At 52.8% G+C, this 17,076-nt stretch carries 11 protein-coding genes; 7 read left to right on the top strand and 4 right to left on the bottom strand.

From position 1 onward, the window contains the following. From L2Y54_RS20910 to L2Y54_RS20890, 5 genes are all read left to right on the top strand, one after another. A complete protein-coding gene (locus tag L2Y54_RS20910; protein ID WP_236498811.1) occupies nt 1-804 on the top strand; it encodes a DUF4340 domain-containing protein in 804 nt (267 codons plus the stop codon). Nucleotides 805-928: 124 nt separating this feature from the next. After that, nucleotides 929-3,217 carry a FecR family protein gene (locus tag L2Y54_RS20905; RefSeq protein WP_236498809.1) on the top strand — a complete coding sequence of 763 codons (2,289 nt, stop codon included), beginning with the start codon at nt 929-931 and terminating at the stop codon, nt 3,215-3,217. Further along, nucleotides 3,207-5,174 carry an adenylate/guanylate cyclase domain-containing protein gene (locus tag L2Y54_RS20900; protein ID WP_236498808.1) on the top strand — a complete coding sequence of 656 codons (1,968 nt, stop codon included), beginning with the start codon at nt 3,207-3,209 and terminating at the stop codon, nt 5,172-5,174. The genes L2Y54_RS20905 and L2Y54_RS20900 overlap by 11 nt, the downstream gene beginning before the upstream one ends. Continuing rightward, nucleotides 5,158-6,378 (top strand): hypothetical protein, encoded by a 1,221-nt coding sequence (locus tag L2Y54_RS20895; RefSeq protein ID WP_236498806.1) that lies wholly within the window; start codon nt 5,158-5,160, stop codon nt 6,376-6,378. The genes L2Y54_RS20900 and L2Y54_RS20895 overlap by 17 nt, the downstream gene beginning before the upstream one ends. A gap of 148 nt (nt 6,379-6,526) precedes the next feature. After that, a complete protein-coding gene (locus tag L2Y54_RS20890; RefSeq protein WP_236498804.1) occupies nt 6,527-8,866 on the top strand; it encodes a FecR family protein in 2,340 nt (779 codons plus the stop codon). On the opposite strand, the gene L2Y54_RS20885 is transcribed toward L2Y54_RS20890, so the two are convergent. From L2Y54_RS20885 to L2Y54_RS20870, 4 genes are all read right to left on the bottom strand, one after another. Beyond that, the gene (locus tag L2Y54_RS20885; RefSeq protein ID WP_236498802.1) at nt 8,863-9,732 is read right to left on the bottom strand and encodes an ATP-grasp domain-containing protein; all 870 of its coding nucleotides are present in this window, start codon (nt 9,730-9,732) and stop codon (nt 8,863-8,865) included. The two genes, L2Y54_RS20890 and L2Y54_RS20885, sit on opposite strands and share 4 nt — an antisense overlap. Nucleotides 9,733-9,741: 9 nt before the next feature. Further along, nucleotides 9,742-11,784 carry a DEAD/DEAH box helicase gene (locus L2Y54_RS20880; protein WP_236498800.1) on the bottom strand — a complete coding sequence of 681 codons (2,043 nt, stop codon included), beginning with the start codon at nt 11,782-11,784 and terminating at the stop codon, nt 9,742-9,744. A gap of 65 nt (nt 11,785-11,849) precedes the next feature. Then, nucleotides 11,850-13,109, bottom strand: a complete 1,260-nt coding sequence (locus L2Y54_RS20875; RefSeq protein WP_236498799.1) for an alpha/beta hydrolase family protein — start codon at nt 13,107-13,109, stop codon at nt 11,850-11,852. A gap of 91 nt (nt 13,110-13,200) precedes the next feature. Further along, nucleotides 13,201-13,992 carry an enoyl-ACP reductase FabI gene (locus L2Y54_RS20870; protein WP_236498797.1) on the bottom strand — a complete coding sequence of 264 codons (792 nt, stop codon included), beginning with the start codon at nt 13,990-13,992 and terminating at the stop codon, nt 13,201-13,203. A gap of 65 nt (nt 13,993-14,057) precedes the next feature. On the opposite strand from L2Y54_RS20870, the gene L2Y54_RS20865 reads away from it, so the two are divergent. Beyond that, nucleotides 14,058-15,908, top strand: a complete 1,851-nt coding sequence (locus L2Y54_RS20865; protein WP_236498795.1) for a peptide-binding protein — start codon at nt 14,058-14,060, stop codon at nt 15,906-15,908. Between the two features lie 6 nt (nt 15,909-15,914). Further along, nucleotides 15,915-17,066, top strand: coding sequence for a glycosyltransferase family 4 protein (locus L2Y54_RS20860; protein ID WP_236498793.1), 1,152 nt, complete (start codon nt 15,915-15,917; stop codon nt 17,064-17,066). Nucleotides 17,067-17,076: the final 10 nt, after the last annotated feature.

The raw sequence follows: 17,076 nt of genomic DNA, 5'->3' as shown, positions 1-17,076 counted from the left end.
ATGAGTAATGTGACACAAACGCGGCGCTGGGTGTTGAACCTTGCGTTGTTGGTGCTGGTGGGGGGCTTGGGGACGTTGGTTTGGTGGCAAATGCAACAACCACTTGCTCAACCCGATACTGTATTGAACCTGACGCGGGCAGATATTACCCGCGTGACGATTACCCGCGAATTGGGGAGTGCTACGCCAGAGGTGATTCGGCTGGAACGTGAAGGGGAGCGTTGGCGAATGCTTGAGCCGCAACAGCTTGCAGCCAATGCTACCCGTATCAGCCAGTTATTTACGTTATTGGATGAGACCGTGATCGCCAGTTACGACGCGACCGGTAAAGACCTCAAACCATACGGTCTTGAGCCGGGCATTGCTAGCCTTGCGTTTAATGATGAAATGCTGGTGTTTGGGGTGGAAAACCCTATCTCCCGCAAGCGTTACCTGTTGCATGAGGGCAAGATCAAATTGGTGTCAGAGGCAGTATTTGGTTTGCTGACGGGTGAGGCGATGACCTTGGTGACGAATAAACTCGTGCCGGAAGGACGCACGGTGAAAGCGGTGTCTTTACCAGACGGTTTCGATGCCAGTGTGGCAGGGTTGCTGCAAAAATGGCAATCCGCCGATGCGCTGCGGGTAGAGGCGTATGCCGGAGAAGCGAGTAAGGGTAAGGTTAAGTTGACCTTGGATGATGGCAACGTGCTGACGCTGGATTTATTGTCAGATGATGGCGAACTTATTTTGGCTAATATTGTCTCAGGTATACGTTACGTATGTGCCGAGACACAGCGCAAGATTTTGTTACCCCCAAAATAGTCTGCTGTGAAATTTATCGAAATAGACTGGTGTGAAATTGCCAATAAGGATGTATAATGACATTGGGATTAGAATTGATCAATAATGATCGTGGCGCATTCGGGCAAACTCACGGGCAAGCACTATGAAATACACAGCATCACTTTTTAGCGTTCTGGCGTTGGTCGTCACATTGACGTTGCCAGCGCATAATGCTTTCGCAAATGACGTTAAAACAGTAACTTCCGGCGAATCATCCGCTGAAACCACTGCCGAACCCCGCGTTATCGGCAAGGTGTCGTACATACTGGGTCAGGCGGATATGATTTTGCCGGATGGGTCTGTGACCGCTATCACAAAACAAACAAAAATTCTTGAGGGAAGTAAAGTTTCGGTAAAAGACCGCAGTAAATTGAATTTGCTGATGGTCGATGGTGCCATCGAAAAGTTACCCGCCAACAGTACCTTGGAGTTTGCCCGCTACTATTACGATCCGGCTGACCCTAAAGCCAGTGAAATCCGCAAAGAGCTGACCGAAGGTGAAGTTACCAGCAAAACCGGTGTTGGGGGTACGGAAGCGAAAGAACGTTACCGTTTGAATTCACCACTGGCAGCGATTGCAGTCTTGGGTACCGAATACACGGTCAGTGTGAGTGCAGGTGAAACGCGCGTGGTAGTACTGGACGGCAGAATCTCGATGGCTAAATTAGAGGGTAGTTGCCAACGCTTTGCTTTCGGTGCTTGTGCGGATGGCGAACAGCTTGGGGCAAATCAGCGTGGTCTTGCCTTGGTGGTACGTAGAGATCAGCTGCGTCCTGTGCTGATTCCAGCCTCTACACCACCCGCAACGAAGAATACCACCCAAGCGGTATCGTCTAAGGAAGAGCAAGCTAAGGAAGACGCAGCTAATAAAAAAGCAGAGGAAGAAGCCGCCGCTAAGGAAAAAGAGGCGAAGGTAGCGGCTAGCAAAAAAGCGGCAGAAGAAGCAGCGGCTGCTAAAGAAAAAGAAGCGAAGGTAGCGGCTGATAAAAAAGCGGCAGAGGAAGCAGCGGCTGCTAAAGAAAAAGAGGCGAAGGTAGTGGCTGATAAAAAAGCAGCGGAAGAAGCAGCGGCTGCCAAAGAAAAAGCTGCCGAAGTAGCTGAGGCTAAAAAAGCCGACAAGCAAGCAGAGGCTCCGGCTACTGCCAGCACGTCTGTTACCCAGTCCGATGAGAAATCCAGCGATAAAGGTAACGACAAAACCACGGTGAAAGAAACCGTTGCGCCGCTGGCAGAAAACACCACTGATAAAAAAGTGGTTGAGGTCGCAAAGAAGATTGATGAGCGCGATCCTCTTGCGGAAATAAAGGCAGAGGCTAGCCTGGTCGCACCTGCTGTAGTGGCGGTGCAACCTAAAACCCCAGCGGTTGTGGTTGAGACTCCCGCGCCTGCGGTGACAGTAGCCCCTGTTGTGGTGGCTGAAGCACCTAAAGCGGTGGGTAATTTAGAAAGCACCACTCCAAGTAGTTTGGTTACACCTTCGGGACAAGCGCCTGTTGCTGCAACGCCGCCATCCATCGCGCCGTCTACCACGTCTTCTGCCACGAACTCGATGCTTTTGGTGTCATCGGGTTCCAGTGGCAGTAGTGGTACTGGCTTATTGTCCGGGTCAACTGGGGTGAGCCTCGGTGGTGTGTTGGAATCGTCCACCGGCAGTGCGTTACTGGAATCGTCCGCTGGTAGTGCTTTGAGCGGCGGTTTAATCACAACGCCGCTGGGTACACCATTGGGAAGTACTACTACCGGTTTGGTTGAGTCTGCGGTCAAAACAGAAAGTACGGTCACAACCGATGAAGGCGAGGTGATTGCTGCCGTGACTCCGCCGCCTGTGGTAGAAACACCAGTGACTCCTGCACCAACACCTGCGTTAGCACCGGTACGCTGGGGCAAATATGACCCTGCTACAGTGGTGGATGGGATGACGCTGGGCGATCAAGTCAGCAGCCAGTACGAGCAAATCATTGCTGCTGCCACTGAGGATTCTTACAGCATTGAGCGGCTGAAGGGAGCAAGTGCTACGTTGCCAGAGCAGCGCGATGTTGCTTTTGCCTTGGGCAGCTACGAAGCAAATGTGCGTAATGCCACCACAGGTGTAGCAACAGCAGCAACGCTCACGGATGCGACGTTGAATGTCAGTTCAGTACGCAATACGTTTGACACCGATTTTACCCTGAATTCCCCAGTTTATACGGGTGCGGTAAGAGCTACAGGGACATATTCGGCAATTGATGGTATCTTGAAAGACGATGGTGCGAACCCGCAAACTACCATTAACGGTGGAGTGGGTGTGCTGAGCGATGTCACAGGAGCCGCTTATACTTTCACGCATCAGATTGATACTATCTTAAGCGCGGATGGCGCATTGAATTGGACGGGTACAGCCATTGGGGATTAAATTCGGTGGACGGCTGCTGGTGCTGTTTGGCATAGCAGCCATTTTATTGTTGATGCAACACTATGACCCCTTGCAGGCATACAGCAGTTGGCAAGCCCGTGTATGGAATGCTTACCAACGCTGGGGAGTTGATGTTGCTAAGCCGACACAACCACTGGTGTTCGTGGTGCAGATCGACAATAAAAGCATTAAATTTGTTGAGGAGCAATACGGTGAAGGGTGGCCTTGGTCTCGCCAACGTTATGCCGATTTATTAAAAATTCTGTTTGAAGACTATCAAGTTGGTGTCGTCGGGGTGGATATTGCCATGCCGTATACCCGCGATACCGAGGGCAATGAGGCTTTATTAGCCTTGTCACAGCAATACCCTTTGGTATTCCCACAAGCTTTCGATCTCTCGCCACCGAAAAATGCGTTGGTGACAGGTAAAATTTCCCCCGGCATTGTGCCCGCTGAGGCAATGGCAAACGCCGTGTTGCCTGAAGCGAACGGGTATGCGGGGCTGAATAATCAGTTAGTTAACACCAAGTGCATTGGGCATGTGACGCCGATCAAAGATCCAGTGTCGGGTATGGTGACGCAAGTGCCGCCGCTGATTCGTTATGCAGGGCGAATTTACCCCATCTTGGCGCTGGAGATGTTGCGTTGCCAAATGGATGGTAACTACACGGTGGCGGTGACGCCGAGTGCCAATGGGCAGACGTTAACTTTTCACGATTTGGTGGGCGAGGGGGGAGATGTCCAACTCTTGCTCGATAAAACGGGCTTGTGGCGGGTTCCTTATCGTGTGAAGCGTGAAAATGTGAGTGCAATCTTAGCCAGCGATGTGTTGCAGCGTAAAGTCCTCCCGGAGATTGCCCAGTATTTGCCGAATAGTATGGTGGTGGTGGGCGGGAGTGCGCCGATGTTGGGTGATCAGCACCCAACGCCGTTGGAGGCGAATGCTGCCGGTATGACCGTGCATCTGCAAATGCTGGAATGGTTATTGTCAGAAAAAACGAGTATCCCGCCTGTTTCGCTGGATGTGTGGTCGTGGGTGATTGGCTTCTGTGGTTTAGCAGGGCTGTATCTGTTATTGGTGTACGGTGTCGGTGCTGGCACGGTGGTATTAGTGCCACTGTCGTTGGCGTTTGCTTGGTTCGGCTTCGGGTTCTGGGTATGGCTGGAAAAGCAGTGGTTTGTGCCGATGCACCCTGCGATGTTGTTTCTGGCGTTTCTGGCGATTCAAGTGCCGTTGGAGTGGTGGTTTGCGCAGCGCACCACCGGGCGTTTGCGCAATCTGTTTCAGGATTATTTGCCTGCGCAATTGGTCGGGCATATCGTCAATGATAACCGTCAGGATTTATTGTTGCCCAGCAAGCGCTGTTTGACCTTGCTGTTTGCGGACATTGCCAACTTTACCCAGCGTGCCGAGCGGGTTACGCCGGAAGTGTTGTCAGAATTGACCCAGCAAATTTTGGAACGCCTGACCGCAGTCGCACACCAGCACGGCGGCACGGTGGATAAATACATGGGGGATGCGGTAATGGTGTTCTGGAATGCACCCTTCCCGCAAGACGATCACGCCGACCGGGGCGTGGCGGCGGCGATGGATATGATGGCAGCGATTGAGCAATTTAACGCCGAAGGCAGCGCCTTGTTGGAAGGCGAGCCGATTGCGGTGCGTATCGGTGTGCATACCGGCGAAGTCGTCGTTGGCGATTTAGGCACACGCTTCCGCCATGCGTACACCGCGATTGGCGATGCCGTCAATGTGACGGCTCGTTTGCAAACCCTTGCGCGGGAACTGCATGAATACTTGGTGGTCAGTAAACAGACAGTCGAATTATTAACGCAAACTTGGCCGTTGGTGAGTCGGGGCAATATTGCATTGAAAGGACGACAAGAAACCGTGGGGGTGTATACTCTGAGCCACAACCAAGATAACGGTAGGAATGACGATGGTGCTGAACAGTAAGCAAGGTTCGTGGGGGCTGGCAGTTGGTCTGACGGTGGTGTCGGGTATGGCTGCGGCGGAATCACCGGCGGCAATTAATCTCGAAGCTTTGCTTCAGCAAGCTGAAACCGCTTGTTTGCAGGGGGATGCTTTGCGTCTGGCAGCGTTGAGCCGGGATATTCGGCAGATGGCACAACAACCCGCGCTGCGGGGGCAGGCGGCTTTCCTGAATCAATTGCTGAGTTTGTTTGAAGCGGGTGTGTGCCAACCTGGGCAGGCACAACCGGCGTTAACCAAGCGTTCTAAACCACCGGCAGCAGAACCCTTGGTGTCGCCAACGACGCGCACCACGCACCTGCAAGTTACCACGGGGTATCTGGATAATGTGAATCAAGGCAGTCGCCATGAACGCATTGCCATTATTAACCCGTTCAACGGTTTGTTGGTGGAAGGGCGTTTGGATGAACGCAATTTGCCGTTGTCATCGGGTTTTGTGAGTGCGCAGGGAACGTACCGGGTGGCAGATACGGCGAACGGTACCATTACTGCTGCCACCGTAGCGCGACAAGAATACCTTGATGAACCGGATTTCAGCACGACGGGCGTTGCACTCAGTCGCCAGCAAACCTTCGCGGGTGGCAAAGAAGCGAGTGCTTACCTCAATATTATTCGTGACGACAACGGTAATATGGAACGGCGTGTCGGGGGGGCGTATTACCACCCCTTAGTGGCGACCGATCAGGAAAAAACCGGTTTGGTAGCCGGTTTAGAATACGTCACTTATCCAGCGCAGAAATTGTATAAATCCACTGTGTCTCATGTGGCATTGGATCGCCGTAAAGCCTTGCCAAAAGGTGGTGAGGTTTCACTGAGGGGGAAGCTGGAGCTTGACCGTGCGCTGGAGGAACGCCCCGGTGGTGATCGGAAGGAGGTGGAGGTTGCGGTTGCTTGGAAAGGTAAGCCGCCGTTAGCCGGGTGGCAGCCCAGTGCGGGGGTGAAAGTCGCGTATAAACGAGACAGCAAGCCCTTTGACCCTAAATTGTATGGTGACAGTACCCGCACGCAATTACGCACGGGTGTTGATTTGGGTGTCATTAAAAAAATTGATAACAATAAAAAATTACAAGTGAGTTATCAATACGGTAAAACCGAAGATAAGGAAGTCGCCTTGTTTGACCAACCAGCAGGCAGTGCACTGGGGATTAGCTTCGAGATAAGTTTTTAATGGCACTAACTATGCTTATTAAAAAATAGCCAATAAATAAATACAATTTTCACTATGCCGAAATATAAATAATACTCAGGGTCGGAGTCTTCATTATTTAGAGGCATGGATGAAAACCAGTATAAGAAATCTATGGTCCCTGATATGTGTGTTGGCGTTGCTGGCGGCTGAAGTCAGTTTAGCCGATACGTCGCCAACATTAGCGGCGGGTATGATTGGGAAAGTCACTTATTTGTTGGGTCAAGCCGAAATGACGACGGCTGATGGTACTGTGTTGCCACTGTCTAGGCAGATGGAAATTCCTGACGGTAGCCGTATTACGGTCAAAGAGCGCAGCAGGGTAAGCCTATTGATGGTGGATGGCGGCGTCGAAAAGTTAGGTGCTAATACCGTTTTTGTCTTTAATAAATACAGTTACGACCCTGATGATGCAGAGGCAACCGAAATTCGTAAAACGCTACTGGATGGCGAAGTAACCAGCACGACAGGGCGCGGTGGTGAAGATGCTAAAGAGCGCTACCGGATGAATTCACCACTGGCAGCGATTGCGGTGTTGGGTACCGAATATAGTGTCAAGGTCAGCAAGGGCGAAACGTGGGTCACGGTGCTTTCCGGCGAAATTTCCATTGCCAAACTTGGCGGTAGTTGCCAGCGTTCTGGTTTGGGGGCTTGTGCGGGAGGTGAGCGCCTGTCAGAAGGGCAGCGAGGTCTAGCGTTTGTGGTGCGGGCTAATGAACCTAAACCGATTTTGATGCCAGTCACGGCTATTCCTGTCAGCGAAACACCGGCGGAAAAACCAGCGGAAACGCCTCAAGCTTCCGCAAAAGAAGCTGAAAAAGAGTCAGCGAAAGAGGCTGCAAACGAGCCGGAGAAATCTCAACAAGCTGCATCAACAGAAAAGCCCGCTGAGCCTGAACCTCCCAACAGTTCGCAAGCGACCACTGCTGCTGTCTCAACGGCTCAGCAAGACAATACTAAGCCGCAAGACAATACTAAGCCGCAAGACAATAGCAGCAGCGTGGCAGCGACATCGGTTCCCGCTTCCGAGTCTTCAGCCACTGCTGCCACGTCGCCAGTAGTTGAAAAAGTGTCTGCACCTAAAGCCGTTGAAAAAGCCAACCAGCCAGTTGCCAATACCTCTTCTGCACCTGTGACTGAAAAGCCACCTGCGACCGTCGTGGTTAAGGCTGAGCCTAATCCATCAGCGAAAACCGTTACTACGGCGCAAGCACCGATCAAAATTGAGTCTGTTGCCGTGACTGCGCCGGAGCGTACCCAAGCGTTGCCAAGCGTTGCACTTGAATCAAAGGCTTCTGCTTTGACGGTAAGTACGGTGAGTTCTATGCCACCACCAGCAACGTCAGCATCCAGTAATACCAAACCTACGCAAAGTTTGGTGCAGTCCAGCAATAATTCCGTTGTGCCGTCAGCCCCGGATAAGGTGAAGGTGTCAGTAACGCCCGCAGTGATAACAACCCCCGCCGTTACCGCCGTGCCCGCAAAACCTGCGGTGACACCGGTAGTAACTGTGACACCTGTAGTTAAACCGTCTGCTGAAGAAAAATCTAAAGTAGAAACGGTAGCAGAACCGGTTCCGGTAAACCCCAAAGAGGTAACGGTTAGCACTGCGTTGCCGCCCGTTGCGCCGCCGGTAGTAGAACCTGTTGCGGTTAGCACCGCCTTGCCGCCCGTTGCGCCGCTGGTAGCAGAACCGGTTCCGGTTAGCACCGCCTTGCCGCCTGTTGCGCCACCGGTAGCTGATCCTGCAAAACCTATAGTGACTCCGCCAGTTGTTGTGTCGGAACCACCCGCTCCCATTGTTAACTGGGGTAAGTATGATCCAGCCGCTTCCGTCGATGGCAAAACTTCTTTCAGCGATCAAGTGAGTAACAGTTATACACAGTTGCTCCAGCCAGTTAGTGCAACCCCGGCTGTTCCTGTGCCTCAACAGACCCCAAGCGTATCACTCCCAGAACCTGATAAACCTGATGTTGTTGTTTCCAAGGTTGATGATGCCGTCGCCGCTGCTCCTGTTGCCGTTGCCAGTCCTAGTGCCGCACCTCAGCCTGCTGCGCCTGTGACGGTAACAGTAACAGCACCATCATTGCCTGCTGAGTCAGTGACAGCAGCGCCGTCATTGCCGGTTGCACCTGTGACAGTAGTCGCGCCGTCGTTACCGGTTGCGCCTGTGACGGTAGCAGCGCCATCATTGCCGGTTGCGCCTGTGACGGTAGCAGCACCATCATTGCCGGTTGCGCCTGTGACGGTAGCAGCGCCGTCGTTACCGGTTGCGCCTGTGACGGTAGCAGCGCCATCACTGCCGGTTGCGCCTGTTACAGTAGTTGCGCCGTCATTACCGGTTGCGCCTGTTGCAGTAGTTGCGCCGTCATTACCTGCTGCGCCTGTTACGGTATTAGCGCCGTCGTTGCCTACTGAAATTTTAGTTCCGGCTCCGCTGACACTAATGCCCCCGACGGTGAATCCTTAAGGTGCGTTAGGGGGGGTAGCAAATACCCGCGCAAACCGCTCGGCGGATGTGGCATCCATATTGAAATACAGCGACGGTTCGATCAGTTCCAATTCCATTAGCGCGAAGCCATTGCCGGTACGTACCCAGTCAACACGCGCGTAAAGCGTCGGTTCGGGGATCGCGGCAAGTGCGGCGCGGCTCAGTTCCAGTAACTGTGCTTCTGGCTCGACACGTTGCAATTGCCCACCGTGTTCTTCTTGTACGCGAAAATCGCCCGATTTGGGTGTTTTCAAAATCGTGTGGCTGTATTCATCCCCAAAAAAGAACAGCGAATACTCGCCCTCGGTGACGATGGTGGGGATGAACGGTTGCACCATGCAATCACGTTCCTGAAACAGACGTATCAGTGTGGCAGATTGTTGGGTGAGGGTGGTTGGTGTTAAGCGAAAAGTGTCATCGGCACAGGCGCTGATGACAGGTTTGAGAATGATTTCCGGCGTTTGCCAGTGAGTGAAGAGGGAAAGTAATGGTGCTATATCCAAACCATGAAACCATGCGGTCGGCACAATCGGAATGCCTTTGGCTTCTAGGTCGCGTAGGTAAGTTTTGCTGAGATTCCAGCGTACCACCTCCAGCGAATTGTCGAGTTTGGCAGTGGAGCGTTCAATGGTGGCGAGGACAGTGAGAAATTGTGCGGGATCACTCTGATAATCCCAACAAGAGCGGATAATAACAGCATCAAACTGGTTCCAGTCGATGCTGTTATCACGCCAATCCACCGTTTCAGCGTGCCAGCCGTAGCGTTGCAGGGGAGCGTAGAGAAGCTCGTCGTAGCAGACGAACTTCTCCAAACTTGCCATGCTGAGGAAAGCGCAACGTTTCATGGCACGGGTTTAAGGCGCAGGCGGACGCTTGGGTTTACCTTTGTCTTTATTAGGCGCAGCTTTTTTGACAGCAGGTTTGCGTGCGGGTGGTTTGTCACCGCCGAATTTAGGTTTTTCATCAGCAAAACGGGGTTTATCCGCCCCGAACTTGGGTTTTTCATCGGCAAAGCGCGGCTTGTCACCACCCGCAAACGGGGCGCGTTCTTTTTCGCTGCGGGGGCGACGATCAGGGCGATCACCGCCACGACCTGCACCACCGTCACGGCGTGGTGGTGGGCCATCACGACGTTGCGGCGGGCGACGATCATCACCGCCACGGTCACGGCGTTGCCCGCCACCACTGGGTTTGTTGGGGGAATAATCCGCAGCCGCTTCACCCGCTGGCTCGATATTCAACATTTGTCCGGCAACCCGTGCAGTACGCAATTCGTGCAGAATGTCTTTCGGCATTCCGGCGGGCAAATCGACCAAGCTGCAATCGTCTTGGATTTCGATGTAACCGATGTAGCGGCTGTCTAAGCCTGCTTCATTGGCAATCGCGCCGACGATATTGCCCGGTTTGACCCCGTGCGAACGCCCCACTGCAATGCGGAAACGTTCCATCGGAATGGTGTCGTCGTCGCTGCTGAAGGCGGAGTTGGCAGCATTGGATTTGCGCTTGCCGGGGCGACGGTCTTGATCACGTTCACGCTCGGCATTCGGGTTGAACGCAGGGTGGTTTTTACGTTCTTCCAGCAGCAAGGGCGAATCGCCTTGCAGCATTTTAGCAAGAGCCGCAGCAATTTCGATCGCAGGTACATTGTGTTCGCGCTCGTAACCTTCCAGCAATTGCGAGAAGAAATCCAAACCTTCTTCTGCCAGCGTGTCGGTGATGCGTTGGCTGAACTGGGCGATCCGCATATTGTTGATGACATCAGTGGAGGGTAATTCCATCAGGTCAATCGGTTTGCGGGTGGCGCGTTCGATGTTACGCAGCAAATGACGTTCACGCGGGGATACGAACAAAATCGCTTCGCCGCTACGACCCGCACGACCGGTACGACCGATGCGGTGGACGTAGGATTCGGTGTCGGTCGGAATGTCGTAGTTGATAACGTGGCTGATGCGTTCCACATCCAAGCCGCGTGCGGCAACGTCGGTAGCGACGAGGATGTCGATTTTGCCTTTCTTCAACTGGTCGATGGTGCGTTCACGCACGTTTTGCGCAATGTCACCGTTGAGGGCGATGGCGTTGTAACCGCGTGCTTGCAGTTTGTCCGCCAATTCCACGGTTTCGTTTTTGGTGCGCACGAACAGGATAACAGCCTCAAACGGTTCTGCTTCAAGGATGCGGGTCAGTGCGTCGAGCTTGTGTAAGCCGCTGACCAACCAATAACGCTGACGGATGGTGTCGGCGGTGGTGGTTTTTACCTTGATTTTGACTTCGGCGGGGTCAGTCAAATAGCTTTGCGCAATGCGGTGAATCGCCGGTGGCATGGTCGCGGAGAACAGCGCAATTTGGCGCGTTGGCGGGGTTTGTTCCATGATCCATTCGATGTCATCGACGAAGCCCATGCGCAACATTTCGTCGGCTTCATCCAACACCAGTGCTTGTAAGCCGTCAAGTTTGAGTGAACCACGGCGCAGGTGATCCATGACGCGACCCGGTGTGCCGACCACGACTTGTACGCCGCGTTCGAGTTGGCGGAATTGCGTGCGGTAATCTTGTCCGCCGTAAATCGGCATGACGTGGAAACCGGGGAGTTTACCCGCGTATTTCTGAAACGCTTCGGCAACTTGAATCGCCAGTTCGCGGGTCGGCGCGAGGACGAGAATTTGTGGCCCGGTCTTGCTCATGTCCAATCGTGAGAGCAGGGGTAGGGCGAATGCAGCAGTTTTACCGGTGCCGGTTTGCGCTTGTCCGAGGACATCGCGGCCTTCCAGCAGGTAAGGGATGGTTTCAGCTTGAATGGCTGACGGGGTTTCATAGCCGAGGTCTAGGACGGCTTGTAGCACGGGGGCAGCAAGACCGAATTCGGCGAACGTGGGAAGTGTATTTGTTTCTGGGGACATGGGGCTTCAGAGTGAGGAGGAAACCGGGCATTATGCGCTAGTTCCCTCCTAAGATAAATGCCTTTCTACAAGTCCCGTGCAAAGGTACGGAAGTAGTTTGTCATCTCCAACGCATACGGTTTGATGCAGCCGCTGTGATTGGAAGGTGAGGCAAGGCATTCGAGTAGGTCGATGTCTTGAGTGCCGCGTACCCGCGTGGTATCCAGCGCACGTGGCGAATTACCAAAGGGCACAGCTTCATCCTCACGCCCGTGAGTGAGACGGGTGGGTGTTTTAATTTGCCAGTCATGAACGCTGTTGCGGGCGAGTGCGGCATAATCATCTGCCATCCATTCGAGTAGGAATTGTTTGTCGAATTTCGCTTCGCTATCGCGTGGGATCAGGAAGTACATCAAGGTGTCGACGCGCAATTCATCGATCCGGCTTTCGGTACGTGCCGCCAGTGCCGGGCGGCTTAAGCCTAATTTATCACCCAATACGTCACCAAGTGCCGCTAACACGGCTCTGGTATTCAGCAACGTGTCGAGTGTATAGCGCAAGTCATACGGGCCAGCGCCAGCAACACTGGCAGTAATCGGCACACCCGCTGCTTCCAGTGCTTGTTGTGTAGCGAGGGTGACGTAACCGCCTTCGGAATACCCGGTGAGAAACAGTTGGTCATTCAGGGGGAGTCGTTGTTCTGCCAGCCATTGCCGAGATGCCGTAATAAAGTCGATGACGGCATTCGCTGACGGTTCACGTTGCAAATACGGGTGCGGCTTGCCTAAGGATGCGCCATAGCCGACGTAATCCGCCGCGACCACGACATAACCCAGTGACGCTAAAATATTCACGGGGGATTTCGCATCCGTGTCATTACTGGGTGCATCACGGTCGTAAAAAATTGTACCGTGTTGAAAACTGAGCAACGGGCTTTTTACGCCCGCTGGTTTTTGGGGGACGGCAACAATGCCTGATGCGGTAATGAGATTGCCTGCTTTATCCGGTGTCAGGTAAGTCAGGCGGTATTGTTTGACAGCGTACAGCGGGATGACGTCAGGCGTTCTATCCGCTGCTTCACGGATGGCTTGTGTGCTGTCGGTAATGCTGTTGGTTTTACGTAACTCACCATCGTTTAGCAACGCACCGCGTGCGTTGGTAATGCGTGGGGGGATGGGGGCGGGAACGGGCGTAATTATTGGGGTTTGGTCACTCGCATTATCAGAGAGGTTAGCTTGTCCCGCTGTGGTGGAATTACTCCCACCACCACACGCGCTGATGAGTAAGCTGCTTATCAATAACACATAAATATGTCGCAATAAGCCGCGATAGGGTGTTAAACGCATGGGGAACACTCCAAATTTACCAATAGTAGACAAAAATATAGATTATCTGTCGAATAAGTAAAGCATTTGGTTCAAGTGTTTCCCGCCGTCATTATTCCTCGCCTAACCCTGACATGCCGAGGATATTCCAACCGCCATCCACATAGGTGATTTCACCCGTAATCCCTGACGCTAGATCAGAACACAGGAATGCCGCCGCATTGCCCACTTCCTCAATGGTCACATTACGGCGCAGTGGTGCGTATTTCTCGAAATGATCCAACATCTTGCGGAAACCGGCGATACCAGATGCTGCCAGTGTGCGGATAGGCCCTGCGGAAATCGCATTCACGCGAATCCCTTGCGGCCCCAAATCGGCTGCCATGAAACGCACACCCGCTTCCAGACTCGCTTTCGCCATGCCCATCACGTTGTAGTTGGGGATAGCGGCGACAGCACCCAGATAGCTGAGTGCTAACATTGATCCATTGCGCCCCGCCATCATCGGCTTCGCGTAACGTGCCAGTGCTAAAAAGCTGTAAGCACTAATGTCGTGAGCAATGGTTGAACCTTCGCGGGTAGTGTTATCCACGATACTGCCCGATAACTGCTCTTTTGGAGCGAATGCGATGGAATGCACCACAATATCCAAGCCATCCCAATGGGTAGCCAATTGTTGGAAGGCGGCTTCAATGCTGGCATCTTCCGCCACTTCGCAGGGAATCACGATGCTGGAACCGAATTGCGCCGCGAATTTTTCCACGCGACCTTTCAATTTATCGTTTTGGTAAGTGAACGCCAGTTCCGCGCCTTCGCGGTGCATGGCTTGTGCAATGCCATAGGCGATGGAACGGTCGCTGGCGACCCCGGTAATCAATGCGCGTTTGCCGGTCAGAAAACCCATGTGAACTCCTGTTGCGTTAATGTTATGCTGTAATCCCCTGAATTATGCAGTAAATGAACAAGCGTATGCAAAAACGATCGAGTGCCACCAACGGCTTGTTGTATGTGCTGATCACCCTGGTCATCGTGTTGATGCTGTTGACCATGTACCAGATTGATCGGCAATGGCTAAAATTGGGCGACGTGCAAGCCACCATGACGGAACAAGCGAAAGACATTCGTGAATTGCGGGCAGCTTTAGCCAGTGGCGCGGTGCGTCAACAAAGTGCCGCAGCGGGTGAGGCATCCGGCATTTCCCCCGCTTTCCAACGCGCTCACGCCATGACACAACAGCCGGATTATGCGCAAGGCGATTGGTCGGTGGAGGCGTTTGGCACTAACCTTAAAACGTTGACACCGCTGGTTTCCGGCGATGCGTATGCGTCGGAAGTGCAAGGTTACGTGCTGGAAAGTTTGGTGACGCGCAATCCCGATACACTGGCATGGGAGGGTTTGATCGCAAAAAGCTGGCAAGTTAGCCCCGACGGTTTAACGATTACCTTTCAGATGCGCGATGACGTGACATTTTCCGATGGTGTGCCGCTGACGGCGGACGATCTGGTGTTCAGCTTCCAATTTATTATGACCGAGGCGATTCAAGCGCCGCGTCAACGCGCTTACCTCGATAAAATCAAAGAAGTCAAAACGAATGGCAAATACGAAGTGGTGTTTGTTTACAAAGAGCCATACTTCGAGGCGTTTGATTTGGCGGGCGGCTTGAGCATTTTGCCGAAGCATTTTTACGAGCCGTATTTGCAAAAGCCGCAAGAGTTCAATGAATCCAAAGGTTTATTACTGGGCAGTGGCCCTTATCGCATGAGCGACCCGAAGGGCTGGCGACCGGATGCGGGGAGTGTGGAGTTGGTGCGTAACGAACGTTATTGGGGCGATGTGCAGCCGCCGTTTAACCGTGTGTTATGGAAAATCATTCAGAATGACAGTGCGCGTTTGACTACCTACCGCAATGGGCAAATTGATGCGTATAGCGCTCGCCCGAATGAATACGCCAGTTTGAAAAATGACGCGCAAATTATGGATAAGAGCCATAACTTTGAATACATGCCGCCAGTGGCAGGATACAGCTACATTGGCTGGAATCAGGAGCGCGGCGGTAAGCCCACGCGCTTTGCGGATAAACGGGTGCGCCAAGCCATGTCGCATTTGACCGATGTGTCGCGGGTGATTCAGGATATTTTCCTCGGTTACGCCGAGCCAGCGGTTAGCCCGTTCAGCAATACCAGTAAGCAGCACAACACCAGCTTGCAGCCGTGGGAATTCAATCTGGAAAAAGCGCAGGCACTGCTGAAGGAAGTGGGTTATGAAGACCGCAATGGCGATGGTTTGCTGGAGGATCAGGCGGGTAAGCCGTTTGAATTCAAGCTGACTTACTTTGAAGCGAATGAAGACACCAAGCGCATGGTGTTGTTGCTGAAGGATTTGTATGCGCGAGCAGGGGTGAAATTAGAGCCATTCCCACAAGAATGGCCGGTGATGTTGGAAGCGTTGAACAAAAAAGATTTCGACGCGATCACCTTGGGCTGGACGAGTGGGATTGAAACCGACATTTTTCAGATGTTCCACAGTACCCAAGCGAAAACCGATGGCGATAACAGCATTAGCTATAAAAATCCTGAGCTGGATAAGCTGATTGATCAAGCACGCGCAACCGTCAATGAGGCGGAGCGGATGCCGTTGTGGCAACAAGCCGAGCGGATTATGGTGGACGATCAGCCGTACACGTTTTTAATGCGGCGACAGTCATTATCGTTTGTGGATAAGCGCATTCAGAACCTGCAAATGACCAAGCTGGGGCTGAATCGGGGCAGTTTGCCGTTGGAAAATTACGTGCCTGCGGCGATGCAGAAGTATACGCAGTAGGACGGTATGGGAATCAAATTGCTGGTGGATATACAGCCGTTGCTGCGCCGCCGAACGGGGGTAGGGAATTACATTTTTTACTTGTTGCGGGAATTGTTGAATGATGCGCGAGTAGAGGATGTTGTCGGCGTCAGTGGCTGGCGTTTTTATCAGCGTGACGAGCTAATGAGTTTGCTGTTTTCCAACGCCACCTCTTGTCCCTCCCCTGATAAGGGGAGGTTAGGAGGGGTTTTTTTGCTACGCCACATCCCTTACTTGCGCCAAATCCGTGGTGCAGTCCAAGCCCTACGCCTCAAGCTGGAATGGGCGCGTTACCACGATTATGTATTCTGGGGCGGGAATTACACCTTGCCACGATTGCACGGTTTAAAAAGTATCGTCACTGTCTATGATTTTTCCCATCTGCATTACCCTGAGTTTCATCCAGCCGATCGGGTCAAGTTTTTAAAAGCACATCTGCCCGGTGTGATGGTGCGTGCCAGCGCGGTAGCGGTGATATCCGAAGCAACCCGTGAGGATTTATACGCCACATTGGGTAAAACAGTAAAACTACCGCCTGTTTTCGTGGTCTCACCTGCTGCCGCTGATAGCGTCGTGCGAGAAGGTGTACGTGAAAGGTATGCATTGCCGCCTCAATTTATTCTTTCCGTGGGTACGTTAGAGCCACGCAAGAATGTCGCCCGTTTGCTTGAGGCATATAAACAATTAGAGCCTGCACTACAAGCAGCATGGCCACTGTTATTAGTGGGAGATTCAGGCTGGCTAACGCAAACCTTGGCAGCGACCTTAGCACAGGAAAGTCATGTGCGTTGGATAGGTTATGTGCCGGATGCCGACATGACAGGGCTGTATCAAGCCGCTGGTGTGTTTGCTTATGTATCCTTGTTTGAAGGTTTCGGGATGCCGGTGTTGGAAGCAATGACAAACGGCGTGCCAGTGTTGACTTCGAATAGCAGTTCACTGCCAGAGGTGGCGGGGGGGGCTGCGATATTAGTTAACCCCTTGAGTGTTGATGATATTGCTGATAGCTTGCGCACTTTACTGCTTGATGATGACCTACGGCTTGCTTTGAAGGCATTAGGTGTGGCACGAGCAAATCAATTTAGTTGGCAGGTATCTGCCAGTCACTTTTTGGATTGCTGCGAAACAATCCGCTAAAATATAACCG

Source organism: Thiothrix winogradskyi (assembly GCF_021650935.1).
Classification (GTDB): Bacteria; Pseudomonadota; Gammaproteobacteria; order Thiotrichales; family Thiotrichaceae; genus Thiothrix; species Thiothrix winogradskyi.
This window is presented reverse-complemented; position numbering and strand designations above follow the sequence as displayed.

What these genes read in the sequence shown, in the direction of transcription:
- L2Y54_RS20880 (WP_236498800.1), bottom strand. Translation starts at nt 11,784, where the DNA reads ATGTCCCCAGAAACAAATACACTTCCCACGTTCGCCGAATTCGGTCTT.
- L2Y54_RS20885 (WP_236498802.1), bottom strand. Translation starts at nt 9,732, where the DNA reads ATGAAACGTTGCGCTTTCCTCAGCATGGCAAGTTTGGAGAAGTTCGTC.
- L2Y54_RS20905 (WP_236498809.1), top strand. Translation starts at nt 929, where the DNA reads ATGAAATACACAGCATCACTTTTTAGCGTTCTGGCGTTGGTCGTCACA.
- L2Y54_RS20860 (WP_236498793.1), top strand. Translation starts at nt 15,915, where the DNA reads ATGGGAATCAAATTGCTGGTGGATATACAGCCGTTGCTGCGCCGCCGA.
- L2Y54_RS20895 (WP_236498806.1), top strand. Translation starts at nt 5,158, where the DNA reads ATGGTGCTGAACAGTAAGCAAGGTTCGTGGGGGCTGGCAGTTGGTCTG.
- L2Y54_RS20910 (WP_236498811.1), top strand. Translation starts at nt 1, where the DNA reads ATGAGTAATGTGACACAAACGCGGCGCTGGGTGTTGAACCTTGCGTTG.
- L2Y54_RS20870 (WP_236498797.1), bottom strand. Translation starts at nt 13,992, where the DNA reads ATGGGTTTTCTGACCGGCAAACGCGCATTGATTACCGGGGTCGCCAGC.
- L2Y54_RS20865 (WP_236498795.1), top strand. Translation starts at nt 14,058, where the DNA reads ATGCAAAAACGATCGAGTGCCACCAACGGCTTGTTGTATGTGCTGATC.
- L2Y54_RS20875 (WP_236498799.1), bottom strand. Translation starts at nt 13,109, where the DNA reads ATGCGTTTAACACCCTATCGCGGCTTATTGCGACATATTTATGTGTTA.